Source organism: Streptomyces sp. NPDC037273 (genome assembly GCF_055603625.1).
The window spans coordinates 104,913-129,932 of record NZ_JBVJVO010000015.1 but is presented as its reverse complement, the minus strand read 5'-3'; the positions used below and the strand labels follow the sequence as shown (position 1 = coordinate 129,932).

At 72.7% G+C, this 25,020-nt stretch carries 23 protein-coding genes; 15 read left to right on the top strand and 8 right to left on the bottom strand.

What is annotated here, in order from left to right; genetic code table 11:
- Positions 1-2 precede the first annotated feature (2 nt).
- Genes ACZ7G1_RS31325 through ACZ7G1_RS31305 form a run of 5 tightly spaced genes read left to right on the top strand, consistent with a single transcriptional unit; the run spans position 3 to position 7,212 of the window.
- Positions 3-791 carry a TIGR03084 family metal-binding protein gene (locus ACZ7G1_RS31325; RefSeq protein ID WP_470880606.1) on the top strand — a complete coding sequence of 263 codons (789 nt, stop codon included), beginning with the start codon at positions 3-5 and terminating at the stop codon, positions 789-791.
- Positions 791-2,530, top strand: coding sequence for an acyclic terpene utilization AtuA family protein (locus ACZ7G1_RS31320; protein ID WP_470880608.1), 1,740 nt, complete (start codon positions 791-793; stop codon positions 2,528-2,530). The genes ACZ7G1_RS31325 and ACZ7G1_RS31320 overlap by 1 nt, the downstream gene beginning before the upstream one ends.
- A complete protein-coding gene (locus tag ACZ7G1_RS31315) occupies positions 2,527-4,125 on the top strand; it encodes an acyl-CoA carboxylase subunit beta (RefSeq protein WP_470880609.1) in 1,599 nt (532 codons plus the stop codon). The genes ACZ7G1_RS31320 and ACZ7G1_RS31315 overlap by 4 nt, the downstream gene beginning before the upstream one ends.
- Positions 4,126-4,132: 7 nt before the next feature.
- Positions 4,133-6,082 carry an acetyl/propionyl/methylcrotonyl-CoA carboxylase subunit alpha gene (locus tag ACZ7G1_RS31310; protein WP_470880610.1) on the top strand — a complete coding sequence of 650 codons (1,950 nt, stop codon included), beginning with the start codon at positions 4,133-4,135 and terminating at the stop codon, positions 6,080-6,082.
- A complete protein-coding gene (locus ACZ7G1_RS31305) occupies positions 6,079-7,212 on the top strand; it encodes an acyl-CoA dehydrogenase family protein (RefSeq protein WP_470880611.1) in 1,134 nt (377 codons plus the stop codon). The genes ACZ7G1_RS31310 and ACZ7G1_RS31305 overlap by 4 nt, the downstream gene beginning before the upstream one ends.
- Before the next feature lie 454 nt (positions 7,213-7,666).
- Here the strand turns inward: ACZ7G1_RS31305 and ACZ7G1_RS31300 are convergent, their stop codons facing one another.
- Positions 7,667-8,539, bottom strand: coding sequence for a sporulation protein (locus ACZ7G1_RS31300; RefSeq protein WP_470880612.1), 873 nt, complete (start codon positions 8,537-8,539; stop codon positions 7,667-7,669).
- Positions 8,540-8,663: 124 nt separating this feature from the next.
- Between ACZ7G1_RS31300 and ACZ7G1_RS31295 the strand changes: the two genes are divergently transcribed.
- The 4 genes from ACZ7G1_RS31295 to ACZ7G1_RS31280 all read left to right on the top strand — a co-directional run bounded on the left by ACZ7G1_RS31295 (position 8,664) and on the right by ACZ7G1_RS31280 (position 12,370).
- Positions 8,664-9,287: an excalibur calcium-binding domain-containing protein gene (locus ACZ7G1_RS31295; protein ID WP_470880614.1), complete on the top strand. Its 624-nt coding sequence runs from the start codon at positions 8,664-8,666 to the stop codon at positions 9,285-9,287.
- Between the two features lie 133 nt (positions 9,288-9,420).
- Positions 9,421-10,998 (top strand): 4-coumarate--CoA ligase family protein, encoded by a 1,578-nt coding sequence (locus ACZ7G1_RS31290; RefSeq protein WP_470880616.1) that lies wholly within the window; start codon positions 9,421-9,423, stop codon positions 10,996-10,998.
- Positions 10,995-11,738: an enoyl-CoA hydratase family protein gene (locus tag ACZ7G1_RS31285; protein WP_470880618.1), complete on the top strand. Its 744-nt coding sequence runs from the start codon at positions 10,995-10,997 to the stop codon at positions 11,736-11,738. Before ACZ7G1_RS31290 ends, ACZ7G1_RS31285 begins: the two co-directional genes overlap by 4 nt.
- A complete protein-coding gene (locus ACZ7G1_RS31280) occupies positions 11,726-12,370 on the top strand; it encodes a TetR/AcrR family transcriptional regulator (protein WP_470880620.1) in 645 nt (214 codons plus the stop codon). Before ACZ7G1_RS31285 ends, ACZ7G1_RS31280 begins: the two co-directional genes overlap by 13 nt.
- A 167-nt stretch (positions 12,371-12,537) precedes the next feature.
- Here the strand turns inward: ACZ7G1_RS31280 and ACZ7G1_RS31275 are convergent, their stop codons facing one another.
- Positions 12,538-13,575, bottom strand: a complete 1,038-nt coding sequence (locus ACZ7G1_RS31275; RefSeq protein WP_470876710.1) for a M36 family metallopeptidase — start codon at positions 13,573-13,575, stop codon at positions 12,538-12,540.
- 435 nt (positions 13,576-14,010) lie between these two features.
- Here ACZ7G1_RS31275 and ACZ7G1_RS31270 point away from each other — a divergent pair, with 435 nt between their 5' ends.
- Positions 14,011-15,054 (top strand): isopenicillin N synthase family dioxygenase, encoded by a 1,044-nt coding sequence (locus ACZ7G1_RS31270; RefSeq protein ID WP_470876712.1) that lies wholly within the window; start codon positions 14,011-14,013, stop codon positions 15,052-15,054.
- 7 nt (positions 15,055-15,061) lie between these two features.
- Here ACZ7G1_RS31270 and ACZ7G1_RS31265 read toward each other — a convergent pair whose 3' ends face one another.
- Positions 15,062-16,162 (bottom strand): citrate synthase 2, encoded by a 1,101-nt coding sequence (locus ACZ7G1_RS31265; RefSeq protein WP_470876714.1) that lies wholly within the window; start codon positions 16,160-16,162, stop codon positions 15,062-15,064.
- A gap of 221 nt (positions 16,163-16,383) precedes the next feature.
- Here ACZ7G1_RS31265 and pdxH point away from each other — a divergent pair, with 221 nt between their 5' ends.
- Positions 16,384-17,010, top strand: a complete 627-nt coding sequence (pdxH, locus tag ACZ7G1_RS31260) for a pyridoxamine 5'-phosphate oxidase (protein WP_470877091.1) — start codon at positions 16,384-16,386, stop codon at positions 17,008-17,010.
- Between the two features lie 288 nt (positions 17,011-17,298).
- Here the strand turns inward: pdxH and ACZ7G1_RS31255 are convergent, their stop codons facing one another.
- Positions 17,299-17,805: a hypothetical protein gene (locus tag ACZ7G1_RS31255; protein WP_470876716.1), complete on the bottom strand. Its 507-nt coding sequence runs from the start codon at positions 17,803-17,805 to the stop codon at positions 17,299-17,301.
- Positions 17,802-18,035, bottom strand: coding sequence for an HNH endonuclease (locus ACZ7G1_RS31250; protein ID WP_470876718.1), 234 nt, complete (start codon positions 18,033-18,035; stop codon positions 17,802-17,804). The genes ACZ7G1_RS31255 and ACZ7G1_RS31250 overlap by 4 nt, the downstream gene beginning before the upstream one ends.
- 150 nt (positions 18,036-18,185) lie before the next feature.
- Here ACZ7G1_RS31250 and ACZ7G1_RS31245 point away from each other — a divergent pair, with 150 nt between their 5' ends.
- Positions 18,186-19,523 (top strand): PAS domain-containing protein, encoded by a 1,338-nt coding sequence (locus ACZ7G1_RS31245; protein ID WP_470876720.1) that lies wholly within the window; start codon positions 18,186-18,188, stop codon positions 19,521-19,523.
- A gap of 102 nt (positions 19,524-19,625) precedes the next feature.
- Here ACZ7G1_RS31245 and ACZ7G1_RS31240 read toward each other — a convergent pair whose 3' ends face one another.
- Complete coding sequence (locus ACZ7G1_RS31240; RefSeq protein WP_470876722.1) at positions 19,626-19,976, bottom strand: winged helix-turn-helix transcriptional regulator; 351 nt, start codon at positions 19,974-19,976, stop codon at positions 19,626-19,628.
- A gap of 170 nt (positions 19,977-20,146) precedes the next feature.
- On the opposite strand from ACZ7G1_RS31240, the gene ACZ7G1_RS31235 reads away from it, so the two are divergent.
- Positions 20,147-20,983, top strand: coding sequence for an NAD(P)-dependent oxidoreductase (locus tag ACZ7G1_RS31235; RefSeq protein ID WP_470877092.1), 837 nt, complete (start codon positions 20,147-20,149; stop codon positions 20,981-20,983).
- Positions 20,984-21,009: 26 nt separating this feature from the next.
- Here ACZ7G1_RS31235 and ACZ7G1_RS31230 read toward each other — a convergent pair whose 3' ends face one another.
- Complete coding sequence (locus ACZ7G1_RS31230; RefSeq protein ID WP_470876724.1) at positions 21,010-21,765, bottom strand: SIS domain-containing protein; 756 nt, start codon at positions 21,763-21,765, stop codon at positions 21,010-21,012.
- Positions 21,766-21,939: 174 nt separating this feature from the next.
- Between ACZ7G1_RS31230 and ACZ7G1_RS31225 the strand changes: the two genes are divergently transcribed.
- The gene (locus tag ACZ7G1_RS31225) at positions 21,940-22,629 is read left to right on the top strand and encodes a metal-dependent transcriptional regulator (protein ID WP_053644941.1); all 690 of its coding nucleotides are present in this window, start codon (positions 21,940-21,942) and stop codon (positions 22,627-22,629) included.
- A gap of 102 nt (positions 22,630-22,731) precedes the next feature.
- Here ACZ7G1_RS31225 and ACZ7G1_RS31220 read toward each other — a convergent pair whose 3' ends face one another.
- Entirely contained in the window at positions 22,732-23,499 is a 768-nt protein-coding gene (locus tag ACZ7G1_RS31220) for a hypothetical protein (RefSeq protein ID WP_470876726.1), read from the bottom strand.
- 460 nt (positions 23,500-23,959) lie between these two features.
- Between ACZ7G1_RS31220 and ACZ7G1_RS31215 the strand changes: the two genes are divergently transcribed.
- The gene (locus ACZ7G1_RS31215; protein WP_470876728.1) at positions 23,960-24,853 is read left to right on the top strand and encodes an alpha/beta fold hydrolase; all 894 of its coding nucleotides are present in this window, start codon (positions 23,960-23,962) and stop codon (positions 24,851-24,853) included.
- Positions 24,854-25,020: the final 167 nt, after the last annotated feature.

The window sequence follows — 25,020 nt, the reverse complement described above, 5'->3', positions numbered from 1 at the left end:
CCGTGTCCGACCCCGTCGTCGTCCTCGACGACCTGCGCGGCGAGAGTGAAGAACTCGATCTGCTCGTAGGTGAGTTGAGTGAGGAGCAGTGGGCTGCGCCGACCCCCGCGCCCGGCTGGACCATCGCGCACCAGATCGCGCACCTCGCGTGGACCGACCGGGCCGCCCTGCTCGCCGCCACCGACGCGGAGGCGTTCGCCGTCGAGACCGAGAAGGCGCTCGCGGCGCCGGACCGCTTCGTGGACGAGGGCGCGGAGGAGGGCGCGAAGCTGCCGCCCGCCCTGCTCCTCGCCCGCTGGCGCGAAGGCCGCGCACTCCTCGCGGAAGCCCTGGGCGCGGTCGAACCCGGCGCGCGTTTCCCCTGGTACGGGCCCCCGATGAGCGCTCCCGCGATGGCGACGGCCCGGCTGATGGAGACCTGGGCGCACGGCCAGGACGTCGCCGACGCCCTCGGGGTCACCCGGACGCCCACGGCCCGGCTCCGGCACGTCGCCTGGATCGGCGTACGGGCTCGCGACTACGCCTATCTCGTACGGGGCGTCCCGGCGCCCGCCGAGCCGTTCCGTGTCGAACTGACCGCGCCCGGCGGCGAGTCGTGGACGTACGGTCCCGAGGGCGCGCCGCAGCGGATCACCGGGCCCGCACTCGACTTCTGCCTCCTCGTGACCCAGCGCGTCCACCGCGAGGACACGGCCCTGGTCGCCGAGGGCGCCGAGGCGGAGCGGTGGCTCGGCATCGCCCAGGCGTTCGCGGGACCGGCCGGTGACGGCCGCGCTCCCAGGGGGGTCTAGTGGTGCTGTGTATCGGAAACGCCTCCGGCTTCTACGGTGACCGCTTCGACGCCGTGCGCGAGATGCTCACCGGCGGCGAGCTCGACGTCCTCACCGGCGACTACCTGGCCGAACTGACCATGCTCATCCTCGGCCGCGATCAGCTCAAGGACCCGTCGGCCGGGTACGCGAGGACGTTTCTGCGGCAGATGGAGGAGGGCCTCGGGCTCGCCCACGACCGGGGCGTGAGGATCGTCGCCAACGCCGGAGGCCTGAACCCCGCCGGGCTCGCCGAAGCCCTCCGCGCCCTCGCCGCCAAGCTCGGCCTGCCGACGCGGATCGCGCACGTCGAGGGCGACCGGCTGCCGGCCACGGACGGAGTCCTGACCGCGAACGCCTACCTCGGCGGCGCCGGCATCGCCGCCTGCCTCGCGGCCGGCGCGGACGTCGTCGTCACCGGCCGCGTCACCGACGCCGCGCTCGTCACCGGGCCCGCGCAGTGGCGGTTCGGCTGGGGGCCGGAGGAGTACGACAAGCTCGCGGGCGCGGTCGTCGCCGGGCACGTCCTGGAGTGCGGCACCCAGGCCACCGGCGGCAACTACGCCTTCTTCGCCCGCCACGACCCCGCGCTCTTCCGCCGCCCCGGCTTCCCGCTCGCCGAACTCCACGCCGACGGCAGCGCCGTCATCACCAAGCACCCCGGCACCGGCGGCCTCGTCGACGTCGGCACGGTCACGGCACAGCTCCTGTACGAGACGGCCGGCGCCCGCTACCCCGGCCCCGACGTGACCGCCCGCCTCGACTCCGTACGCCTCACCCAGGAGGGCCCCGACCGGGTCAGGATCGACGGGGTGCGCGGCGAGGCCCCGCCGCCCACGCTGAAGGCCGGGTCCTGCCGTCTCGGCGGCTTCCGCAACGAGGTCGTCTTCGTCCTCACCGGCCTCGACATCGAGGCCAAGGCCGCGCTGATCCGGACCCAGATCGAGGACGCCCTGACCGGCGAAGGCCCGGAGCGGGCCCACGGCGCCCCCGCCGCGCCGCGCCCCGCCGAGGTCCGCTGGGAGCTCGCCCGCACCGACCACCCCGACGCCGCCACCGAGGAGACCGCCAGCGCCCTGCTCCGGCTCGTCGTCCGCGACCCGGCGCCGGAGCCGGTGGGACGGGCCCTGACCGGGGCCGCCATCGAGCTGGCGCTCGCGAGCTACCCGGGCTTCCACGTCACGGCCCCGCCCGGAAAGGGCGCCCCCTACGGGGTGTTCGAGACGGTGTACGTGCCGGCCGCCGAGGTCCCGCACACGGCGGTGCTGCCCGACGGGACCCGCAGGAGCATCGCCGTACCGGCGCGGACGCTCGACCTGGAACCCGTACCCGACCCGGAGCTTCCGCCGCCGTACCCCCAGGGGGAGACCCGGTCGGTGCCGCTCGGGCGGATCGCCGGGGCCCGCAGCGGCGACAAGGGCGGGGACGCGAACGTCGGGGTGTGGGTGCGCACGGACGAGGAGTGGCGGTGGCTCGTCCACGCCCTCACCGTCGACCACTTCCGCGAACTCCTCCCGGAGACCGCCGACGCGGAGGTCGTCCGGCACGTCCTCCCCAACCTCCGCGCGGTCAACTTCACGATCGCCGGAATCCTCGGCGAGGGCGTCGCCTCCCAGGCCCGCTTCGACCCCCAGGCCAAGGCCCTCGGCGAGTGGCTCCGCGCCCGCCGCACCGACGTACCGGAGGAACTCCTGGTGGACCGACTGGAGGAACAGCAGTGACCGTCCTCGCCTCCGCCCTCGACACCGGCGGACCCGACTACGCGGCGGCCCGCGCCGCGATGCTCGACAAGCTCGCCGCGCTCGACGCCGAGCACGCCAAGGCCCTCGCGGGCGGCGGCGAGAAGTACACCGAGCGGCACCGGAAGCGCGGGAAGCTGCTGGCCCGGGAGCGGATCGAACTGCTCGTGGACCGGGACTCGCCGTTCCTCGAGCTGTCCCCGCTCGCCGCCTGGGGCAGCGACTACGCCGTGGGGGCCTCCCTGATCACCGGCATCGGGGTCGTCGAGGGCGTCGAGTGCCTGATCACCGCCAACGACCCGACCGTGCGCGGCGGAGCCTCCAACCCGTGGACCCTGAAGAAGGCCCTGCGGGCCAACGAGATCGCGTTCGCCAACCGGCTGCCCGTGATCTCCCTCGTGGAGTCCGGCGGCGCCGACCTGCCCTCGCAGAAGGAGATCTTCATCCCGGGCGGCGCGCTCTTCCGCGACCTCACCCGCCTCTCCGCCGCCGGCATCCCGACGGTCGCCGTCGTCTTCGGCAACTCGACGGCCGGAGGCGCGTACGTCCCCGGCATGTCCGACCACACCGTCATGATCAAGGAGCAGTCGAAGGTCTTCCTCGGCGGACCGCCGCTCGTGAAGATGGCGACGGGCGAGGAGAGCGACGACGAGTCGCTCGGCGGCGCCGAGATGCACGCCCGTACCTCCGGTCTCGCCGACCACTACGCCGTCGACGAGCCCGACGCGATCCGCCAGGCCCGCCGGATCGTCGCCCGCCTCAACCACCGCAAGCGGCACGCCGATCCGGGCCCGGCCGAGCCCCCGAAGTACGACGGGGACGAGCTCCTCGGCATCGTCCCCGGGGACCTCAAGACGCCCTTCGACCCGCGCGAGGTGATCGCCCGGATCGTCGACGGCTCCGACTTCGACGAGTTCAAGCCGCTGTACGGGACCTCCCTCACCACCGGCTGGGCGCGCCTCCACGGCTACCCGGTCGGCGTGATCGCCAACGCGCAGGGCGTCCTGTTCTCCGCCGAGTCGCAGAAGGCGGCCCAGTTCATCCAGCTCGCCAACCAGCGCGACATCCCGCTCGTCTTCCTCCACAACACCACCGGCTACATGGTCGGCAAGGAGTACGAGCAGGGCGGCATCATCAAGCACGGCGCGATGATGATCAACGCGGTGTCGAACTCCCGCGTCCCCCACCTCTCCGTCCTCATGGGCGCCTCCTACGGCGCCGGCCACTACGGCATGTGCGGCCGGGCCTACGACCCCCGCTTCCTGTTCGCCTGGCCGAGCGCCAAGTCCGCCGTCATGGGCCCGCAGCAGCTCGCCGGCGTCCTCTCGATCGTCGCGCGGGCCTCCGCCGCCGCGAAGGGGCAGCCGTACGACGACGAGGCCGACGCCGGGCTCCGCGCGCTCGTCGAGGCACAGATCGAGTCCGAGTCCCTGCCGATGTTCCTCTCCGGACGGCTCTACGACGACGGGGTCATCGACCCCCGCGACACCCGCACGGTCCTCGGGCTGTGCCTCTCCGCGATCCACACGGCACCGGTCGAGGGCGCGCGCGGCGGCTTCGGCGTCTTCCGAATGTGAGGCACTGATGATTTCGACCGTACTGGTCGCCAACCGGGGCGAGATCGCCTGCCGCGTCTTCCGCACCTGCCGTGAGCTCGGCATCTCCACCGTCGCCGTCCACTCCGACGCGGACGCCGACGCCCTCCACGTCCGCGAGGCCGACGCGGCCGTACGACTGCCGGGGGCCGCGCCCTCGGAGACGTACCTGCGCGGCGACCTCGTCGTGAAGGCGGCGCTCGCGGCGGGCGCCGACGCCGTCCACCCCGGCTACGGCTTCCTCTCCGAGAACGCCGACTTCGCGCGGGCCGTCACCGACGCCGGCCTGCTCTGGATCGGCCCGCCGCCGGCGGCGATCGAGGCGATGGCGTCCAAGACCCGCGCGAAGGAACTCCTCGGCATCGCCCCCCTCCGCCCGGAGGACGTCACCGCCGCCGACCTGCCCGTCCTCGTCAAGGCGGCGGCGGGCGGCGGCGGCCGGGGCATGCGGATCGTGCGGGAACTCGCCGCACTCCCCGACGCGTTGCGGGCCGCGTCCGCCGAGGCCGTGAGCGCCTTCGGCGACGGCGAGGTCTTCGTCGAGCCGTACGTCGAGAACGGCCGCCACATCGAGGTCCAGCTCCTCTGCGACGCCCACGGCACCGTCTGGGCGCTCGGCACCCGCGACTGCTCCCTCCAGCGCCGCCACCAGAAGGTCATCGAGGAGGCCCCGGCGCCCGGCCTGCCCGCCGCCCTCGAAGCCTCCCTCCTCGACACGGCCGTCCGCGCGGCCAAGGCCGTCGGCTACACCGGAGCCGGCACCGTCGAATTCCTCGTCGCGGAAGGCCGCGCCCACTTCCTGGAGATGAACACCCGCCTCCAGGTCGAGCACCCCGTCACCGAGGAGATCCACGGCGTCGACCTCGTCGCCCTCCAGCTCGCCGTCGCCGAAGGCCACGCCCTGCCGCCCGAGCCCCCGGCCCCCCACGGCCACGCCATCGAGGCCCGCCTCTACGCCGAGGACCCGGCCCGCGCCTGGGCCCCCCAGACCGGCACCCTGCACCGCTTCGAGGTCCCGACCGAGGGCCGGGGCGGCGTCCGCGTCCGCGTCGACACCGGATTCGCCTCAGGCGACACCATCGGCGTCCACTACGACCCGATGCTCGCCAAGGTCATCGTCCACGCCCCCACCCGCGCCGAGGCCGCCCGCAAACTCGCCCACACCCTGGAGCGCGCCCGCGTGCACGGCCCCGTCACCAACCGGGCCCTCCTCGTCGCCTCCCTCCGCCACCCCGAGCACACCTCCCCGGCCGCCCTCGACACCGGCTTCTACGACCGCAACCTGCCCGCCCTCACCACCGCCCCCGACGGCGAGCGGTACGCGGCCGTCGCCGCCGCCCTCGCCGAAGCCGCCGCCAACAGGGGCCGTTTCGGAGGCGGTTGGCGCAATCTGCGCTCCCAGGACGAGGCGAGGACGTACGGCGAGCACGAGGTCCGCTACCGGCCCACCAGGGACGGCGGCTTCGAGGTGACAGCCCCCGACGGCGTACGGGTGGTGTCGGCGGCCCCCGATCGCGTACGGCTCGAAGTCGCCGGAGTCGTACGGGACTTCACCGTCGACGCGTACGACGACGGCACCGTCCACTGCGGCCCCCACCGCCTCGCCCCCCGCCCCCGCTTCACCGACACCGCCGGGCAGACCGCCCCCGGCTCCCTGCTCGCCCCCATGCCCGGCACCGTCGTGCGGGTCGCGGACGGCCTCGCCGTCGGCGACCGGGTCACCGCCGGACAGCCACTGCTCTGGCTGGAGGCCATGAAGATGGAGCACCGCGTCACCGCTCCCGCCTCCGGCACGCTCACCGCGCTCCACGCCGCCCCCGGCCGCCAGGTCGAGGTCGGCGCCCTGCTCGCCGTCGTACAGACCGAAGAACGGCCCGTCGCACCGACCGAAGAACGGCCTGCCGCACCGACCGAAGCAACGGAGGAACACCCCGTATGAGCACCGACATCGAGCCCCAGGAACACACCGAACTCCGGGCCGCCGTCGCCGCCCTCGGCCGCCGCCACGGCCCCGGCTTCGACCGGGCCGCACTGTGGGCCGAGGCCGGGAAGCTCGGCTACCTCGGCGTGAACCTGCCCGAGGAGTACGGCGGCGGGGGCGGCGGCATCGCCGAACTCTCCCTCGTCCTGGAAGAGGCCGGCGCCGCCGGGGCACCGCTCCTGATGATGGTCGTCTCGCCCGCCATCTGCGGCACCGTGATCGCCCGCTTCGGCACCGAGGAACAGAAGCGGGCCTGGCTCCCGGGCCTCGCCGACGGGTCCAAGACCATGGCCTTCGGCATCACCGAACCCGACGCGGGCTCCAACTCGCACCGCATCACCACCACCGCCACCCGCACCGAGGACGGCTGGGTCCTGAACGGCCGCAAGGTCTTCGTCTCCGGCGTCGACATCGCCGACGCCACCCTCATCGTCGGCCGCACCTCCGACGCCCGCACGGGCAACCTCAAGCCCTGCCTCTTCGTCGTCCCGCGCGACGCCCCCGGCTTCGGCCGCCGCCACATCGAGATGGAACTCGCCGCCGACGAGAAGCAGTTCGAGCTCACTCTCGACGACGTCCACCTCCCCGCCGACGCCCTCGTCGGCGACGAGGACGCCGGTCTCCTCCAGCTCTTCGCCGGCCTCAACCCCGAGCGGATCATGACCGCAGCCTTCGCGATCGGCATGGGCCGCCACGCCCTCGAAAAGGCCGTCACCTACGCGAAGGAGCGCCAGGTCTGGAAGGCCCCCATCGGCTCCCACCAGGCCATCGCCCACCCCCTCGCCCAGGCCCACATCGAGCTCGAACTCGCCCGCCTCATGATGCAGAAGGCCGCCAGGCTCTACGACGCCGGCGACGACCTCGGCGCCGGCGAGGCCGCCAACATGGCCAAGTACGCCGCCGCCGAAGCCTGCGTCCGCGCCGTCGACACCGCCGTCCACACCCTCGGCGGCAACGGCCTCACCAAGGAGTTCGGCCTCGCCCGCCTCGTCACCGCCGCCCGCGTCGCCCGCATCGCCCCCGTCAGCCGCGAAATGATCCTCAACTTCGTCTCCACCCACTCCCTGGGCCTCCCGAAGTCCTACTGACCCCGGACCCGGGCGAGCGGATCACGAGGTCAGCGGGCGTCCTCGTCGGTCCCCGTCGGGCACCAGCCGTCGCCGTCCCCCATCGCCACGACCTCGCCGACCCAGCGCAGCGCCTCGGCCGCGAAGTCGACGCGGCCGACGTCGTGATGGGCGGCGACGAAGCGGAGGGCGGGCTTCTTGTCCTTCCAGTACTGATGGCGGGGGGACGCGTGTCCAACAGGCGTGGCAGAGGTGGTACTCGGAGCGCGGGATCGTGCCCGTCACGATCCGTGAGGTGTCGCAGTCGTAGCCGGCGGCGGCGAAGGCCTCGAACACGGCGTCGTGCAGGGGGGTGCCTGTGACGCGCACGAGGTCGTTGTCCGTCTGGGACTTGATGCCCTCGGCCTCGACCTCGGTGTGCAGGGTGAGGAGGGCACCCTCAAGGGCCCGCCCGCCGATCTCCGACACGCAGCGTCTACGTGTCGAGCCACCGCCTGGGGAAGTCCAGGTGGTAGTCGACCCGCTCGCGGTCGTCCACGGCCTTCTCCGGCAGGGCGCGGACCTCGTCGATCCACTGGCGGACGTTCGCCTCGAAGTCGACGTGGCCGACTTCGTGGTGGGCGGCGACGTAGCGCAGGGCGGGGGGCTTCTGCCACCAGTCCTTCTGCGTCAGGCCGGCCTTGCGGAGGTAGATCTCGGCGCCGACCGCGTTGGAGTGGAAGTAGAGCTCCATGTTCTGGGGGCGGTCCGACCCGTGGACGGCAAGGGAGTCGACGAGCCGGAAGGCCTGCCGCATGTAGAGGATCTCGCGCTCGGTGCGCGGGATGAAGTCGTCGTCGACCTGTGCGCTCCGGCAGGTGTACCCGGCGGCGGCGAACGCGTCGAGGACCGTCTCGTGCAGCGGTGTCGCGGTGATGCGGACCGGGTCGCTGTCCGTCCGGTCCTCGATCCCGTCGGCGTCGACCTCGGTGTACAGCGCCAGCCGCATCCCGTCGAGCGGCGTCCCCCGCACCTCGGAGACCGGCGTCTCCCACCGCAGCCTGTACCGCAGCGGCACCCGCACCTCCTGTCCCTTCGGGACGGTGAAGAGCTCGGTCACGATGAAGTGCGCGATGGTGTCGCCCGACTCCGTGTCGACGTCCTCGTCCTTCCCGACCGCCCGCGAGGCGTTGGCCACGAACCGCGCGTTGACCCTCCGCACCCGCACGTCCCGGTCCAGCGCGCGCAGCACCACCTCGCCCTTCAGCAGGCCTCCCGGTGTCACCGCCTCATCGGGTATCACGGTGTCGACCTCCAGCGGGATCCCGCCGCTTCCCTTACCGCTGCCGAGCAGCCGCTTGAAAACCATGCGCGCAGGCTAGGCCCTTTCCAGGTCTCAACTCGGCGAATCCCGCCTCCGATTGTGAAGACCGCGTATACGATCCCCCCATTTCGTTCACGATTCACCGACTTGAGCCAGGGAAGAGACGCGCGTGTACCAGCAGCCGAACCCGTACCAGTCGCCGCCGCAGTGGGTGCCGCCCCGTCGCTGGTGGCAGCATCCCGCGCTGGTGATCACGCTGTTGGTGCTGTTCCCGCCGGGGGGTATAGCGCTGGCGTGGCTGAGCCGGTGGAGCGGGCGGACGAAGATCGTGGCGACGGTGCTGGCGGCGCTGTGGTTCGTGATCGCGCTGGCCGTGGACGACCCGGAGAAGGGCGGTACGGACGACCCGAAGCCGACCACGACGGCGACGGCCTCCATCGACCCGACGCCGACGCCGACGCCGACGCCGACCGAGCCGAGCCCGACGCCCACCACGCCGGAACCGAGCCCGACCACCGAGCCGCCCACCCCGGAGCCGACCAGCGCCCCGCCCCGGACGCCCACCCCCACCCCCACGCCCACGCCGGAGCCCACCCGCACGCCGGCGCCGAAGCCGACGACGCGGGCGCCGGAGCCGGAGCCCGTGCGGACCACCGAGGACGCGTCCGAGTCGGTCTACTACCGCAACTGCACCGCGGTCCGTGCCGCCGGGGCGGCGCCGATCCATCGGGGGGAGCCCGGGTATGGGAGTCATCTGGACCGGGACGGCGACGGGGTGGCCTGCGAGGGCTGAGCCCCTCGGGGGGCCTGAGGAAAACCATGCAGGCATGCTTGATTGTTTTTTAGGGGGCTGACAGGGTCTCCCCAAGTGCCGCTCGCGGCGGCGATCCTGGCGATCACCTTTCACCTCTCCTGGGGGTCAACGCATGGTGTTCCACAGCGAGTACGAGGCCGTTCCCACGCTCTCCCTGCCCATCCACGACGCCGTGCTCGGCCGGGCGGCCGAGTTCGGGGACACCCCGGCCCTGGTCGACGGGGCCGGGGAGTTCACGCTCACGTACGGGCAGGTCGACGCGTTTCACCGGCGGGTCGCCGCGGGGCTGGCGGAGGCGGGGGTGCGGAAGGGGGACGTGCTGGCGTTGCACAGCCCCAACACGGTGCTGTTCCCGGTGGCGTTCTACGCGGCCACGCGCGCGGGTGCGGCGGTGACGACCGTCCACCCGCTGGCGACGCCGGAGGAGTTCGCCAAGCAGCTGAGGGACTCGGCGGCGCGGTGGATCGTGACCGTGTCGCCGCTGCTCGCCGCCGCGCGGGCGGCGGCCGAACTCGCGGGCGGCATCCGGGAGATATTCGTCTGCGACCAGGCGCCCGAGGGGGAGGGCGTCCGGTCGCTCCAGGCCTTCCTCGGCTCCACCGGGCCCGTCCCGGAGCACGTGACCGACCCCGACGAGGACGTCGCGGCCCTGCCGTACTCCTCAGGGACCACCGGTGTCCCGAAGGGCGTGATGCTGACGCACACGTCCATCGCGACGAACCTGGCGCAGCTGGAGCCGCTGATCCCGATGGGGCCGGGGGACCGCATCCTGGCGATCCTGCCCTTCTTTCACATCTACGGCCTCACGGCTCTGATGAACGCCCCGCTGCGGAAGGGCGCCACCGTCGTCGTACTGCCCCGGTTCGAGCTGGACACGTTCCTCGGGGCGATCCAGAAGCACCGGATCAACGGGCTGTACGTGGCGCCGCCGATCGTCCTGGCGCTGGCGAAGCACCCGGCGGTCGCGGAGTACGACCTGTCGTCGCTGGAGTACATCGTGAGCGCGGCGGCGCCGCTGGACGCGGCGCTCGCGGAGGCGTGCTCGGCGCGGCTCGGGCTGCCGCCGGTGCGGCAGGCGTACGGGATGACGGAGCTGTCGCCGGGGACGCACGTGGTGCCGCTGGACGCCGAGAACCCCCCGCCCGGGACCGTGGGGCGGCTGCTGCCGTCGACCGAGATGCGGATCCTGTCGCTGGAGGACCCGGCGAAGGACGCGGCGCCGGGCGAGGAGGGCGAGGTGGCGATCCGGGGGCCGCAGGTGATGAAGGGCTACCTGGGGCGGCCGGAGGCGACCGCCGAGATGATCGACGCGGACGGGTGGGTGCACACCGGGGACATCGGCCGCGTGGACGAGGACGGCTGGCTGTTCGTCGTCGACCGGGTGAAGGAGCTCATCAAGTACAAGGGCTTCCAGGTCGCCCCGGCCGAGCTGGAGGCGCTGCTGCTCACCCACGAGGGCATCGCCGACGCGGCCGTCATCGGCGTGACGGACGCCGAGGGCACGGAGATCCCGAAGGCCTTCGTCGTACGCCAGCCGGCGGCGGCCGGACTCACCGCCGACGAGGTCATCGCCCATGTGGCCGCCCGGGTCTCCCCGTACAAGAAGGTCCGCGCCGTGGAGTTCGTCGACACCGTCCCCCGGGCAGCGTCCGGGAAGATCCTCCGAAGGGAACTGAGGGACCGCGCATGACCCTGCCCACCCTGTCTCTGATCGACGTCACCGAGGAACGGGGCATCACCACCCTCGCCCTGGACTCGCCCGACACCCGCAACGCCCTGTCCGCGCCGCTCGTCGCCGAACTCTCCGACGCGCTGACCGCCTGCGGCAAGGACCCGGCCGTCCGCGCGGTCGTCCTCACCCACACCGGCGGCACGTTCAGCGCGGGCGCGGACCTGAAGGCGCCGCCGAGCCCGTACGCCTTCGTCGACCTGCTCCGGCAGATCGTCGAGCTGCCGAAACCCGTCGTCGCCCACGTCACGGCGGGCAGCCACACCCGGGCCGGCGGACTCGGCCTGCTCGGGGCGGCCGACATCGTGCTGGCGGGGGAGGGGGCGGACTTCGCCCTCACGGAGGTACGGATAGGGGTCGCGCCGGCCGTCATCTCGCTCACCCTGCTGCCGCGCCTCGAACCCCGTGCCGCCGCTCGCCACTACCTCACCGGGGAGCGCTTCGGCGTGCCCGAGGCGATCGCCATGGGCCTGGTGACGGCCGGCGACGAGGACCTCGGAACGATCCTCGACGCCCTGCGCGCCGGCTCTCCGCAGGGCCTGCGGGAGGCGAAACGACTGGTCACCGCTAGAGTCCTGGAAACCTTCGAACGCGACGCGGAGGACCTGGTCCGGAGATCGGCCACGCTCTTCGCCTCCGCCGAGGCACGCGAAGGGATGACGGCCTTCCTCGAACGACGGGACCCCGCATGGCGGCTGTGACCGCACCCAAGCCGGACCGCGACCGCGAGCCCGCCACGCCCGCCACGCCCGCCAAGGCGGACCGGAACCCCAAGCAGGACAGGAGCCGCGCCACCCGGCAGCGGCTCCTGGAAGCCGCGGTGGCCTGTCTGGCCGAGCGCGGCTGGGCGGGGTCCACGGTCGGCGTCGTCGCGGAACGGGCCGGCGTCTCGCGCGGCGCGGCCCAGCACCACTTCCCGACCCGCGAGGACCTGTTCACGGCCGCCGTCGAGTACGTCGCCGAGGAACGGTCCCAGGCGCTGCGCTCCCTGCCGTCCCGCGACCGCAAGGAGGCCGTCGCCGCCCTCGTCGACCTCTACACCGGGCCGCTCTTCCGCGCCGCGCTCCACCTCTGGGTCGCCGCCACCGACGAGGAGCAGCTCCGCGAGCGCGTCACCGACCTGGAGGCCCGCGTCGGCCGCGAGTCGCACCGCATCGCGGTCGAGGTGCTCGGCGCGGACGAGTCACGCCCCGGCGTCCGCGAGACCGTCCAGGGCCTCCTCGACATGGCCCGCGGCCTCGGCCTCGCCACCCTCCTCACCGACGACCGCGCCCGCCGGGAACGCGTGGTCTCCCAGTGGGCGCGGCTCGTCGAGGAGGCACTGACCCCCTAGGGGGTGTCTTGTCGATCAGGCCGGGCTCGCGGCGTCTGGCACCGCGCCTCGCCGCGTTGTCGTCGGTCCACAACGCTCCGCGTTGCCTCCCTCCTCCGCCTTGCGATGCACGGCACCAGACGCCGCTCCCTGATCCGGCCTGATCGACAAGACACCCCCTAGGCGTGTCAGACGCCCGGGATCGCGCGGGCGCGGAAGGCGTCGCGTACGGCGTCGGCGGCGGCGGTGCCGTACATCTTGCGCGCGGTGGCGATCGTGGTGAGGGCGGCGTCGCGGAAGCTGGTGTCGGCGGCGAAGCCGAACTGGGCGTTCACGATGATCCGGTCGGCCGTACGGGCGCCGAGCTTGCCGCGGATGTCGAAGAGGGCCCGCGACCAGATCTCGCCGTCGGCGTGCACCTCGCCCTCGATGTCCGCGTACGTCTTGGTGCCGTCGACGCGGCGCAGGCAGTGCGGGGCCGCGCTGTAGCCGGTCGAGTCCCAGTCGGCCACGCAGGCCTGGTCGGCCTTCATCGGCCAGCCGTACTTCGTGACGGCGTGGGTGCCGACGGCCACCGCGAGGTAGTCGCCGAACGCCTCGCCGATCGCGCCGGCCTCGGGGGAGCTGCCGAAGCCGGGGACCTGGGCGTCGTGCACGGCGTGGCCGTACTCGTGGACGATCACCTCGGCGTCCTCGGCGTCGTCCACCCCGCCCTTGCCGAAGCGGATCTCGTCCTTCTTGTCGGTGAAGAAGGAGTTGTCGGCGCCCCACTGGTTGAGCCGGACCGGCTGGACGCGGTCGTTGGCGCCGGGCAGTTCGGTGCCGAAGCCGAGGCCCTGCAGGTACTCCTGCGCCTCGTTGACCCAGAAGTACGCCATGACCTGCTCGAACCCGTCCTCCGAGCGGTCGAAGGAGGCGGCGTCGGCGGCCTTCGCCGGCTTGCCGGTCTCGGAGCGGACGGCCGCCCACTTGCCGGACAGGCCGCCGCTCGCGTCGAGGTTGCGCAGCACGACGGAGGCGTACGCGGAGGCGGGGACGTCGCTCGCCGCGTCCTTGTGGTCGGCGAGGGACTGGTCGCCCGTGGACTGCACCGGGTTCACCATGAAGACGCGGGCCGCCGGCGCGGCGGCGGCGGAGGCCCCGGCGGACGGGAGCAGCGCCGCGGTGGCGGCGGCCACGGTGACGGCGGCCGCGGCGGCCAGGCCACGAGAGGTGCGGCGGGTCATGGACATCCTCCTGCGATGGGATGCTGCGACGGGAAGCTTGGCGTGTACTCAACACGCAGTGGCGGCGATCTTCGCGTACCCCCACCGTTTTGAACAGCCCCCGGACCGCGCCCCGGCCCTCCGAGCCACCCCGGGACCACCCGCCCCCGCCCTCCGGACGGCCCCCGGGACCACCCGCCCCGGTACGTGAGCCGCACCACTGCCACTTCCGCCCGCCCGCAGTACCCTGGTCGCATGCCTACGCTCGTACGCCGCCGTCACGTGGACTTCGTCCGCGTCACGAGCATGAGCTGTCGCCGCTCCGCCTGACCCTTCCGGGGCACCACACACCCCCCGGCGGGTCCCTCGATCGAGCCCCAAGCCGACCGGCACCCGTGGCCCCCGCACCACCCCTCGCGGCCGCCCCGGGCACCCGTACACCCCGCGGATGCGCACATGACGAACAGCTCGTACCCCTCCCAGCTCCCCATCGTCGACCTCTCGGCCGCCGACCGGAGCCCGCAGGCGCGCAGGCTCCTGCACGCGCAGCTCCACTCGGCCGCCCACGACGTGGGGTTCTTCCAGCTCATCGGGCACGGGATCACCGAAGCCGAGACACGGGCCCTCACCTCCGCCATGCACGCCTTCTTCGCACTGCCCGAAGCGGACCGGCTCGCCCTCGACAACATCAACTCACCGCACTTCCGCGGCTACACCCGCATCGGCGACGAGCGCACCGCCGGCGCCCGCGACTGGCGCGACCAGCTCGACATCGGCGCCGAGCGCCCCGTGCACGTCCCCGCCCCCTGGGAAGCCCCCTACTGGTGGCTCGAAGGCCCCAACCAGTGGCCCGCCGTGCTCCCCGAACTCCGCACCGCCGCCCTGCACTGGATCGACCGCCTCAGCGGCGTCGCCGAGCGGCTCCTGCACGAACTGCTCGCCTCCATCGGCGCGCCCGAGGACTTCTACGACGACATCTTCGGACCCCGCGCCCACCCGCACCTCAAGCTCGTCCGCTACCCCGGCAGCAGCGGCGAGGGCGACGACCAGGGCGTCGGCGCGCACAAGGACTACGGCTTCCTCACCCTGCTGCTCCAGGACCAGGTCGGCGGCCTCCAGGTCCAGCGCGAGGACGGGAACTTCCACGACGTGCCGCCGCTCCCCGGCGCCTTCGTCGTCAACCTCGGCGAACTCCTCGAAGTGGCCACGAACGGCTACCTCGTCGCCACCAACCACCGGGTGGTCTCCCCGCCCGGCGCCACCGAGCGCTACTCCGTGCCGTTCTTCTACAACCCGCGGCTCGACGCCCGCATCGCCCCGCTGGACTTCCCGTACGCGGACCGCGCCCCGGGCGTCACCGCCGACCCGGCGAACCCCCTGTTCGCCGAGTACGGCCGCAACGAACTGAAGGGCAAGCTCCGCGCCCACCCGCTGGTGGCGGCCCGCCACCACGCGGAGCTCCTCCTGCACCCGGAGGCACAGCCGGCCCAGCTCGTCTAGCCAGGGCCTAGCCGACGATGTCCGCGAACCCCTCGATCTCGCGCGGGTCCCGCTGGCCGGGACCCACATAGCGGGCCGAGGGGCGGACCAGGCGCCCGGTGCGCTTCTGCTCCAGGATGTGCGCCGACCAGCCGGCCGTACGGGCGCAGCTGAACATCGAGGTGAACATGTGCGCGGGGACCTCGGCGAAGTCGAGGACGATGGCCGCCCAGAACTCCACGTTCGTCGCCAGGATGCGGTCCGGGCGGCGGTTGTGCAGCTCGTCGAGGGCGGCCTTCTCGAGCGCGGCGGCCACCTCGTAGCGCGGGGCGTCCAGCTCCTTGGCCGTACGGCGCAGCACGCGCGCGCGGGGGTCCTCGGCGCGGTAGACGCGGTGCCCGAAGCCCATCAGACGCTCGCCCTTGTCGAGGGCCTGCTTCACGTACGCCGTCGCGTCGCCGGTCCGCTCGATCTCCTCGATCATGCCGAGGACGCGGGAGGGCGCGCCGCCGTGCAGCGGCCCGGACATGGCGCCCACCGCGCCGGAGAGCGCCGCGGCGACGTCCGCGCCGGTGGAGGCGATGACGCGGGCGGTGAACGTGGACGCGTTCATGCCGTGCTCGGCGGCCGAGGTCCAGTACGCGTCGACGGCCTTGACGTGCTTCGGGTCCGGCTCGCCGCGCCAGCGGATCATGAACCGCTCGACGACCGACTGCGCCTTGTCGATCTCGCTCTGCGGCACCATCGGCATGCCCTGGCCGCGCGCGGACTGGGCGACGTACGACAGCGCCATCACGGCCGCGCGGGCGAGGTCGTCGCGGGCTTGCTCGGCGGAGATGTCGAGGAGCGGTTTGAGGCCCCAGACGGGCGCGAGCATCGCCAGCGCGGACTGCACGTCGACCCGGATGTCACCGGAGTGCACCGGGATCGGGAACGGCTCGGCGGCCGGCAGGCCGGGGTTGAACGCGCCGTCGACGAGCAGGCCCCAGACGTTGCCGAACGAGACGTGACCGACGAGGTCCTCGATGTCGACACCTCGGTAGCGGAGGGCGCCGCCCTCCTTGTCGGGTTCGGCGATCTCCGTCTCGAACGCGACGACTCCCTCGAGCCCGGGTACGAAGTCGGACATCAGGCGGCTCCTCTAATCGATGATCGATCAAGCGTGCGATCGATGGGGGGAATCAACAGTCATCCAGCGGAAGAGTCTGTACGGTTTCGATGATGCGGGGAAAGGTGACATCCGGCACACTGCGCCGACCCGGCGACAAAGGATTGGTCCCACGCCGTGCCGGGCAGACTCGGCCCCTGCGGCAGGATGACCCTGTGACCGACGCCCTGGACCCCGCCGACATGCGCGAGCAGTACCGCACCACGGAGCTCCTCGCGGCCGACCTCGCACCCGAACCGATCGACCAGTTCGGCCGCTGGTTCAAGGAGACCGCCGCGAACCCGGCGATCCACGAGCCCAACGCGATGATCGTCTCCACCGCGACCCCCGAAGGACGCCCGTCCTCCCGGACGGTCCTCCTCAAGCACTACGACGAGGCCGGCTTCGTCTTCTTCACCAACTACGGCTCCCGCAAGGGCCAGGAGCTCGCGGCCAACCCCCACGTCTCCCTGCTCTTCCCCTGGCACCCGCTCGCCCGCCAGGTCATCGTGACCGGCCGCGCCGTCCACACCGGCCGCGACGAGACCGTCGCCTACTTCCGCACCCGCCCCCACGGCTCCCAACTCGGCGCCTGGGCCAGCCCCCAGTCCACCGTCATCCCCTCCCGCGCCGATCTCCTCGCCCGCTACGACGAACTCGCCGCCCGCTACCCCGACCCCGAACAAGTCCCCGTCCCCCCCGACTGGGGCGGCATCCGCGTCATCCCCGACACCGTCGAGTTCTGGCAAGGCCACGAAAACCGCCTCCACGACCGCCTCCGCTACACCCGCCACGGCGAAACCTGGACCGTCGACCGCCTCGCACCCTGACGGAAGGGTCCTGACGGGAAGGGTCCGGCGGGAGCTCCGGAAACGCAGACGACCGTGAGTCTGGTCCTGTCCGCCTAGGTTCGGACAGGAGCCGGCCGGACTTACCGGCGACTCACGGTCGGGTGACTGCGTTGTTCTTCGGCAGTTCGGCCTGCCGAGGTGCACAGAGTGCGACGGCAGGCCTTAGCCCGCAGTCACCTCGCTGGTCCGGTAAGAAATCACTTCCGGATCACCTCCTTTCATGCGTGGCTCACACGTTACGAACGCCGGGTGGAGAGCTCAACCGATTTATCCGGTGGGTTCGGCTTCGGGCCGCCACGCGTACGTGAACCCGTCGGCCCGCTGGAGCAGGCGTAGGTTCTCGTGCGAGGCGTTGAACCGCCCGAGAGGCGTGGCGACACTGTGCCGCCCTGTACTGCGGACCGAGACCCGGCCGGTCCAGACCCCCGCCCAACGCCCCTTCGCCACGGTGGCCCGCACGAGATCCCCGCTCGCGAACCCCTGGTGCCGCTTCTTCCGCGGCCGGACCAGCCGCGGAAAGCCGTACCGGTCCGGGGTCGTGCGGGCGTAGGACCCGCGACCCGCCGCCGTGAAGACGTAGACGGAGGCCGGGTGGCGGACCACGGCGTGCTCCGCACCCGGGTCGAGTGGCCCGACCGAGAGCGCGTCGAGTGTGTGGGACTTCGGCAGAGCCGCGGAGACGCGGTTGGCCGAGGTCACGGACGCCGGCCAGAAGTACACCGGCAGGCCCGTCTCCACGAGCAGGGCGGCAAGCCGCGCCCGCGTCGCGTTCATGGCGGCCGCGTCACCGCAGGAGGGCGCAGCCGGGCGAGGACACGGGCCAGGACCTCGGGCCGGTCGGCCAGGAACTCCTCGACCGGGCGGGCGGCTTTGGCCTGATTGCAGGGTACGCAGGCGAGGAGCAGGTTCGAGGTGCGATCGGTGCCGCCCCGGGCGCGCGCCCGGACGTGGTCGACGGTCAACGGGACCCCGTCGGTGCCGCAATAGGCGCAACTCCCGGTCACAATCCGAGATGGGGTGGTGGTTCTGGCGGTGGGTTCGAGGGTGTGGGCGGCGTCCCTGGTGTCCGTATCTCCCGCGCAGTGATTTCGATGAAGGTGGTGTGCTCTGCGTCACGTTCCAGTTGAATGGCCGCAGCATGGGGGGAGTGCCGGATGAGTGCCTTCACGGGGTCGGCGAGTGAGACCGCTTCTGTTCCGGGGGCGGGGGGAGATCTGCTGGCGGCGTTGTTGGACGGGATGGACGCGGCGTTGTGCGCGTTCGACTCGGACGGGACGGTGACGCACTGGAACAGGGAGGCCGCGCGGATTCTCGGCTGGTCGCCGGGGGAGGCGATCGGGAGGCGCGGGTTCGGCGGGTGGGCGGCGCGGAGTGCGGATGCCGAGGAGACGCTGGGCCGGCTGATGGGGGCGATGAAGGGGCCGGGGCGGCAGGTTCACGAGTTCGTGCTGCTGCGGAAGGACGGCGGGCGGGTGCTCGTGCGGAGCCAGGCGGCGGGGGTGCGGGGGGCGGACGGGGAGCCGGTGGGCGTGTACTGCGCCTTCAGCGAGGTTCACGTGCAGCTCGACCTGGAGCGGTCCGTCGCCTTGAGCGAGGCGCTCTTCGACGACGCGTCCTGGGGGGTCGTGCTCGTCGACGCGGACCTGCGGCCCGCCATGGTCAACGCCCACGCGGCGCGCGCCTTCGGGACCGGGCGTACGGCGCTGCTGGGGCGGCCGCTCGGTGATGTGGTCGTCCACGGCGCCGAGGAGCTGGAGGCGGCGTTCCAGCACGTTCTGGCGACCGGGACGCCCTCCGCGCCCGCCGAGGTGTGGGTGACGCTGCGGACGGCGAAGGGCGAGCGGCGCCGGTGCTGGCGCAGCGGGTTCCTGCTGCTGCCGTCGCCGATGGCGGAGGAGCCCGTGCCGCTCGGGGTGGCGTGGCTCTTCCAGGACGTGACGGAGGAGCGGCTCGCGGCGCGCGAGGCCGACCGGATGCGGTTCCGCTGGAGCCAGCTGCACCGGGCGGGCGCCGCCGCGGCCGAGTGCGAGGACCCCGGCGAGGCCGCCACCGTCCTCCTCGACTTCGCCCTCGCCGGCTTCGCCGACCACGCGCTCGTCGACCGGCCCGCCGGCGAGCGCCGCCTCACCCGCGCGCTCGCCACCCCTGCGGGCTCCGCCCCGGGACCGGCCTCGCCCGTCGTCGGCGGCGGCATCCCGCTCCGTTACGGCCCCCGGCATCCCGCCCTGCAGGCCTGGGACCGCCTCGGCACCGTCCGCGCCACCGCCGGCCGTACCGCAGAGGTCTGGGCCGAGGCCCACCAGTGGCCCGCCGACGCCGCCCACGCCCTCTGCCTGGTCCTCCGCTCCCGCGGCGCGACCGTGGGCGTCCTCACCTTCCTCCGCGCCTCCTGCCGTGCCCCCTTCGAGCGCGAGGACGTCGTCTTCGGCGAGACCGTCGCGGCCCGCGTCGCCGCCCTCCTGGACCTCGGCGACTTCGGCGACCGGGGGTAGCCGCCGCCCCGCCCGTACACCCACTTTTTTGTGGGTACTTGTACGGGTCAGGGCGCCCGGGAGAACCTGGTGGTGGCCCGGACGAGAGGACGACGACGGGGCCTAGGAGGCGGCGGCCGCTTCCGTCATCCGGTCGATCCTGCGATGGCCCCAGTCCGACAACGGGCCGAGCAGCACCGACAGTTCGAGCCCGTACTCCGTCAGCGAGTACACGGTCTTCGGCGGCAGCACGTCGTGCACCTCGCGGTGCACCAGGCCGTCCGTCTCCATCTCGCGCAGCGCCTGTGTCAGCACCTTCTCGCTGATCCCGGGCAGCAGGCGGCGCAGTTCGCCGGGCCGCAGCGGCCCGGGTTCGAGCCGCCACAGCAACGACGTCTTCCACTTGCCGTCGATCACGGCGATCGCCGCCGTCACCCCGCAGACCTCCGTGTCCTGCGCCCTGAGGCGTGTCATACGCGTCCCTCTCGTCCCGACGGCCACTTCTTCTCTACCTCACCCATGTGCAAGGGAGTTCAACCATGCCTTCTTCCCGCCCCGAAGCCCGTACCGACGCCGGCCCTGACGCCCGTCCCGACGCCCGTCCCGACGTCCAGGCCTCCGTCACCGTGCTCGGGCTCGGCCCGATGGGCCAGGCTCTCGCCGGCGCCTTCCTCGACGCCGGCGTCCGGACCACCGTCTGGAACCGCACCCCCGGCCGTGAGGGCGATCTCCTCCGGCGGGGTGCCGTCCTGGCCGGGAGCGCGGAGGAGGCGGTCGCCGCGAGCCCGCTGACGGTCATCTGCCTGGTCAACTACGACGCCACGGACTCCGTCCTCAGGGAGCCCGCGGTCGCGAGCGCCCTGAAGGGGCGGACCCTGGTGAACCTGAGTGCCGACGTCCCGGAGCGGGCGCGCGACACCGGAGACTGGGCGGCCGATCACGGCATCGGCTACCTGGACGGCGCGATCATGACGCCGGCGCCGACCATCGGTACGCCCGCCGGGGTCTTCCTCCACAGCGGCCCCGAGCCGCTCTACGCCGAGCACCGGGCCGTCCTCGACGCCCTCGGCGGCGTCCACACCCACCTCGGCGAGGACATCGGCCGCGCGGCCGCCTATGACGTCGCGCTGCTCGACGTCTTCTGGACGTCCATGGCCGGCTACGTCCACGCCCTCGCGGTCGCCCGGGCCGAGGGGATCTCCGCCCGCGAGCTCGCCCCGTTCGCCCAGGGCATCGCGGCGATCCTCCCGCCCCTCTTCGAGGAATGGGCCGACGACGTGGACAGCGGCACCTACTCCGGCCGGATCAACCCCCTCACCTCGGGCCTCTCCACCATGTCCCACGTCGTCCACGCCTCCGAGGCGCACGGCCTCGACACCACGGTCATGCGCGCCGTGGAGGCCCTCGCCCAGCGCGCCGTCGACCGCGGATACGGCGCCGAGGGCTTCACCCGCGTCACCCAGGTGATCGAGAGCGCCTGACCCCGGGGTCAGGGACCGGGCCGGGCCTAGTGGCGGAAGAAGATGCGGTCGCCGTACTCGGTCATGACGCGGCCGTTCCACTCGTGGCCGCCGTCGACGTTGCCGGAGCGGAGGAGCGGGGGCTCGATGCCGCGGCGGACGAGGTCTTCGGCGGCGGCGGCCATGGTGGCCTGCATGAGGGCGCTGGTGACGACGGTGGAGGCGGGGGCGAAGGGGGCTTCGATGCCCTCGTGGGTGAGCTCGGCGTCGCCGATGGCGATCCTGGAGTCGAGGACGATGTCGCAGTGGTCCTTGAGGTAGCTGCCGGAGACGTGGCGTGACTTCGTCTCGGTGGCGTAGGCCACGGAGGTGACGCCGATGACGGTGAGGCCGAGGGCGCGGGCGTTCATGGCCATCTCGACGGGCAGGGCGTTGCGCCCGGAGAGGGAGATGATGATCAGGACGTCCCCGGCCCTGGCGGGGGAGGAGTCGAGGACGGCTCCGGCGAGGCCGTCGACGCGTTCGAGGGCGGAGCCGAGCGTCGCGGGCATGACGTCGACGCCGACGACGCCCGGCACGGCCAGCAGGTTCATCAGGGCGAGGCCGCCGGCGCGGTAGACGACGTCCTGGGCGGCGAGGGAGGAGTGGCCGGCCCCGAAGGCGAAGAGCCGGTTGCCGTTCTCGACGGCCTCGGCGATCGCGGCCCCGGCGGCGGCGATCTCGGCGGAGTCCTCGTCGCGGACCTGCTGGAGCAGGCGGATCGCGGCGTCGAAGAACTGTCCGGCCAGCTTGCTCTCGCCCATGGCGGCGGCTCCTTCTCGTCGTGGCTGTCGTCGTGGCACTCGTCGAGGTCGCGGATCACGGTGCGGTCTGGACCATTGCTCTGTCAATACCGTCTCACCCCGGTGCGGCCCGGTTGTCGGCCCGATGCGTCAGAATTGGTGGAGGGCCAGCGCACGACTCATCGAGGGGCACGTATGTCCGGACTTATCGACACAACGGAGATGTATCTCCGCACCATCCTCGAGCTTGAGGAGGAAGGTGTGGTCCCGATGCGTGCCCGGATCGCGGAGCGGCTCGACCAGAGCGGCCCGACCGTGAGCCAGACGGTGGCCCGGATGGAGCGGGACGGCCTGGTGGCCGTGGCGAGTGACCGCCATCTGGAGCTCACCGACGAGGGCCGCCGCCTCGCCACCCGCGTCATGCGCAAGCACCGGCTCGCCGAGTGTCTGCTCGTCGACGTGATCGGCCTGGAGTGGGAGCAGGTCCACGCGGAGGCCTGCCGCTGGGAGCACGTGATGAGCGAGGCCGTCGAGCGGCGGGTCCTGGAGCTGCTGCGTCACCCGACGGAGTCGCCGTACGGCAACCCGATCCCGGGCCTTGAGGAGCTCGGCGAGAAGGCCGAGGCCGAGGCGTTCCTGGACGACTCGATGGTCTCCCTGGCCGACCTGGACGCGAGTGGCGGCAAGACCGTCGTCGTCCGCCGGATCGGCGAGCCCATCCAGACGGACGCCCAGCTCATGTACACCCTGCGCCGCGCCGGCGTGCAGCCCGGTTCCGTCGTCTCCGTCTCGGAGTCCCCGGGCGGCGTCCTGGTGGGCAGCAGCGGCGAGGCCGCCGAGCTGGACGCCGAGGTCGCGGCGCACGTCTTCGTCGCGAAGCGCTGACGTAGGCGAAGCGCTGACGTACGCGAAGCGCTGACGTGGGCGATCGGGCGGTACGGGAAGGAGGGACGCCCCTCCTCCCCGTACCGCCCGCTCCCGTACGGCTCAGATGTACGGCGCCAGCACTCCCCACAGGCCGAGCGCGAGGACGCCGAGCGCGGTGAGCGAGCCGAAGAAGTACTGCGTGATCAGGGTGGGGAGCCACTTCCGCTGGACGTGGAGGCCGGGGCGCTGCGGGTCGTAGAGGACGTGGATGTGCTCGGTGGTGTTGCTCGACGCCTCCTGGGAGTACTCGTTCCCGTGGGTGTCGGTGTACTTGTAGTACTTCGAGCGCTTCCCGTTCGGGTAGTAGGTCGCGTCGGCCCGGACGGTGATGCCGCGCTTCCGGAGCACCCACCGGTCTCGCAGCATGCTCACGACGGAGAAGACGCCGAGCCCGCCGATGATCGCCCCGGACGCGCCGAAGAAACCGACCACGGCCATCCCGCCGCCGTGCGCGACGGCGGTCCACCACACATAGCCGGTGTACGCGGCCACGAAGGCGGTGGCCCAGAGGGACACCTTGCCCCAGGGAATCGCCCCGGGGTCGTCCTTGACGGTGACCAGGGCGCTGCCGGCCGGGTCCCGCTCCTCGGGGAGCGCGGCCGTCAGGGCCGTGTGGAACAGCTCGGTGGCGGTCGGGTTGCCGCCCGCGATCGCGTGCGGGGCGCCGTCGGTCAGGACGAGGGTGAGGGTCGTCCCGGTGTCCCGCCGCACCTCCTGGATGACGGCGAGGGGGATCTCCTTGCGCGTGGCGGGCGTCGTGACGACGAGCCGGTCGCCTTCGAGGACGGCCGACTCGACGCCCTTCGTGAGTATCTGGGGTGACAGCACGCCCTGTTGACCGGCGAGGGGGTGCTCCGGTTGTGCGGTACCCGGTCACGAAGGCGTATCGACCAGGCGTGTTGTGACCCGGGAGAGGTCAACACACCCCCGCGCGCCCCGTTTTACGCCGGAATGCTCACGCCCGCGCCCTCTCCGTGCCACGCTGGTAGGAGCCGGGCGTGGAGGGGGTGGGGCCATGAGGGCAGCGGACGACAGAGGGCCCCGGCGCCTTCCGGCGCCGGGGCCTGTCCTCCCCTGTGCTGACCTGGAGCCCCGAGCTCTCAAGGTCAATCCCCTCGGACCGTTTTCCCCGAGCGGTCCGCCTCCCGTTGAAGATCTCCCCTCGGCAGCGGGAGTCAATCCTTGAGTCCTGTCACTCGAACGAGGGGTGTTGGGTGGCAGGAGCGCATTTTCGAATGCGAGTTCGATAGTCTGGCGAGGTTCGACGGAAAGAGGGGGTGCCAGGGACATGGCGCGACGACTCGACGTCACCGGGGCCGACGGCGTACGGCTGGCGGCCTGGGACTTCACCGCCGGGGCCACCGGCCCCGGCGTCTTACTCCTCCACGGCCTCATGGGCCATGCCGCCCACTGGTCCCCGGCCATCGCCCACCTGACGGGCGTGCCGAACCCCGGCCGGCCCGGCCCCGGCGACCGCCCCGCAGGCGCCGCGCTGCCCCGTGTCGTCGCGCTCGATCAGCGTGGCCACGGCCGCAGCGGCCGGCCGCCGGGCGGTGTGTTCACCCGTGAGGCGTACGTGGCCGACGCGGCCGCCGCGATCGAGCAGCTCGGGCTCGGCCCGGTCACCCTCATCGGCCACAGCATGGGCGCCCTGACGGCCTGGCAGCTCGCGGCGGAGCGGCCGGACCTGGTCCGCGCGCTGGTGATCTGCGACATGCGGGCCTCGGCGCTCGGCGCGGCCTCGCAGCGCGAATGGCAGGACTGGTTCCGCCGCTGGCCGGTCCCCTTCCCGACGCTCGAAGCGGCCCGCCGCTGGTTCGCCGAGGACGACCCGTGGGTCGAGCGGCCCAACCCGGCCCGGGGCGCGTTCTTCGCCGAGGTCATGGTGCGGCACCCCGACGGCTGGCACCCCGTCTTCGATCCCGCCCACATGCTCACCTCGCGCGAGACCTGGGTCCACGACGCCCACTGGGACTCCCTCGCCGAAGTCCGCTGCCCCACCCTCGTACTCCGCGGCCTCGACGGCGAACTCGGCCGCGCCGAAGCGCAGGAGATGGTCCGCGTCCTCCCGCACGGCTCCTACGCCGAGATCCCCGACGCCGGCCACCTCCTCCACTACGAACACCCCGCCGCCTGGCACACCGCCGTCTCCCCCTTCCTCACCGGCCTCCTCACCCCCTGAGACCGCCGCACGGACCCACACGGACCCACGCGGACTGGACGCAGACCCACACGGACCGGACATCGCACCGTGACCCAGGTCACCCTTGAGGTTGACCCTGGGTCAGGCCGGAGGCTCATCGCAACGGCCCGCTGCCGAAGCGGGCCCCGCGAATCCGGAGGAACCCC

Excerpts from the sequence above, each read along its gene's own strand:
- ACZ7G1_RS31310 (WP_470880610.1), top strand. The coding sequence starts at position 4,133 with ATGATTTCGACCGTACTGGTCGCCAACCGGGGCGAGATCGCCTGCCGC.
- ACZ7G1_RS31305 (WP_470880611.1), top strand. The coding sequence starts at position 6,079 with ATGAGCACCGACATCGAGCCCCAGGAACACACCGAACTCCGGGCCGCC.
- ACZ7G1_RS31300 (WP_470880612.1), bottom strand. The coding sequence starts at position 8,539 with ATGGTTTTCAAGCGGCTGCTCGGCAGCGGTAAGGGAAGCGGCGGGATC.
- ACZ7G1_RS31290 (WP_470880616.1), top strand. The coding sequence starts at position 9,421 with ATGGTGTTCCACAGCGAGTACGAGGCCGTTCCCACGCTCTCCCTGCCC.
- ACZ7G1_RS31285 (WP_470880618.1), top strand. The coding sequence starts at position 10,995 with ATGACCCTGCCCACCCTGTCTCTGATCGACGTCACCGAGGAACGGGGC.
- ACZ7G1_RS31280 (WP_470880620.1), top strand. The coding sequence starts at position 11,726 with ATGGCGGCTGTGACCGCACCCAAGCCGGACCGCGACCGCGAGCCCGCC.
- ACZ7G1_RS31275 (WP_470876710.1), bottom strand. The coding sequence starts at position 13,575 with ATGACCCGCCGCACCTCTCGTGGCCTGGCCGCCGCGGCCGCCGTCACC.
- ACZ7G1_RS31270 (WP_470876712.1), top strand. The coding sequence starts at position 14,011 with ATGACGAACAGCTCGTACCCCTCCCAGCTCCCCATCGTCGACCTCTCG.
- ACZ7G1_RS31265 (WP_470876714.1), bottom strand. The coding sequence starts at position 16,162 with ATGTCCGACTTCGTACCCGGGCTCGAGGGAGTCGTCGCGTTCGAGACG.
- pdxH (WP_470877091.1), top strand. The coding sequence starts at position 16,384 with ATGCGCGAGCAGTACCGCACCACGGAGCTCCTCGCGGCCGACCTCGCA.
- ACZ7G1_RS31255 (WP_470876716.1), bottom strand. The coding sequence starts at position 17,805 with ATGAACGCGACGCGGGCGCGGCTTGCCGCCCTGCTCGTGGAGACGGGC.
- ACZ7G1_RS31245 (WP_470876720.1), top strand. The coding sequence starts at position 18,186 with ATGAGTGCCTTCACGGGGTCGGCGAGTGAGACCGCTTCTGTTCCGGGG.
- ACZ7G1_RS31240 (WP_470876722.1), bottom strand. The coding sequence starts at position 19,976 with ATGACACGCCTCAGGGCGCAGGACACGGAGGTCTGCGGGGTGACGGCG.
- ACZ7G1_RS31235 (WP_470877092.1), top strand. The coding sequence starts at position 20,147 with ATGGGCCAGGCTCTCGCCGGCGCCTTCCTCGACGCCGGCGTCCGGACC.
- ACZ7G1_RS31230 (WP_470876724.1), bottom strand. The coding sequence starts at position 21,765 with ATGGGCGAGAGCAAGCTGGCCGGACAGTTCTTCGACGCCGCGATCCGC.
- ACZ7G1_RS31225 (WP_053644941.1), top strand. The coding sequence starts at position 21,940 with ATGTCCGGACTTATCGACACAACGGAGATGTATCTCCGCACCATCCTC.
- ACZ7G1_RS31215 (WP_470876728.1), top strand. The coding sequence starts at position 23,960 with ATGGCGCGACGACTCGACGTCACCGGGGCCGACGGCGTACGGCTGGCG.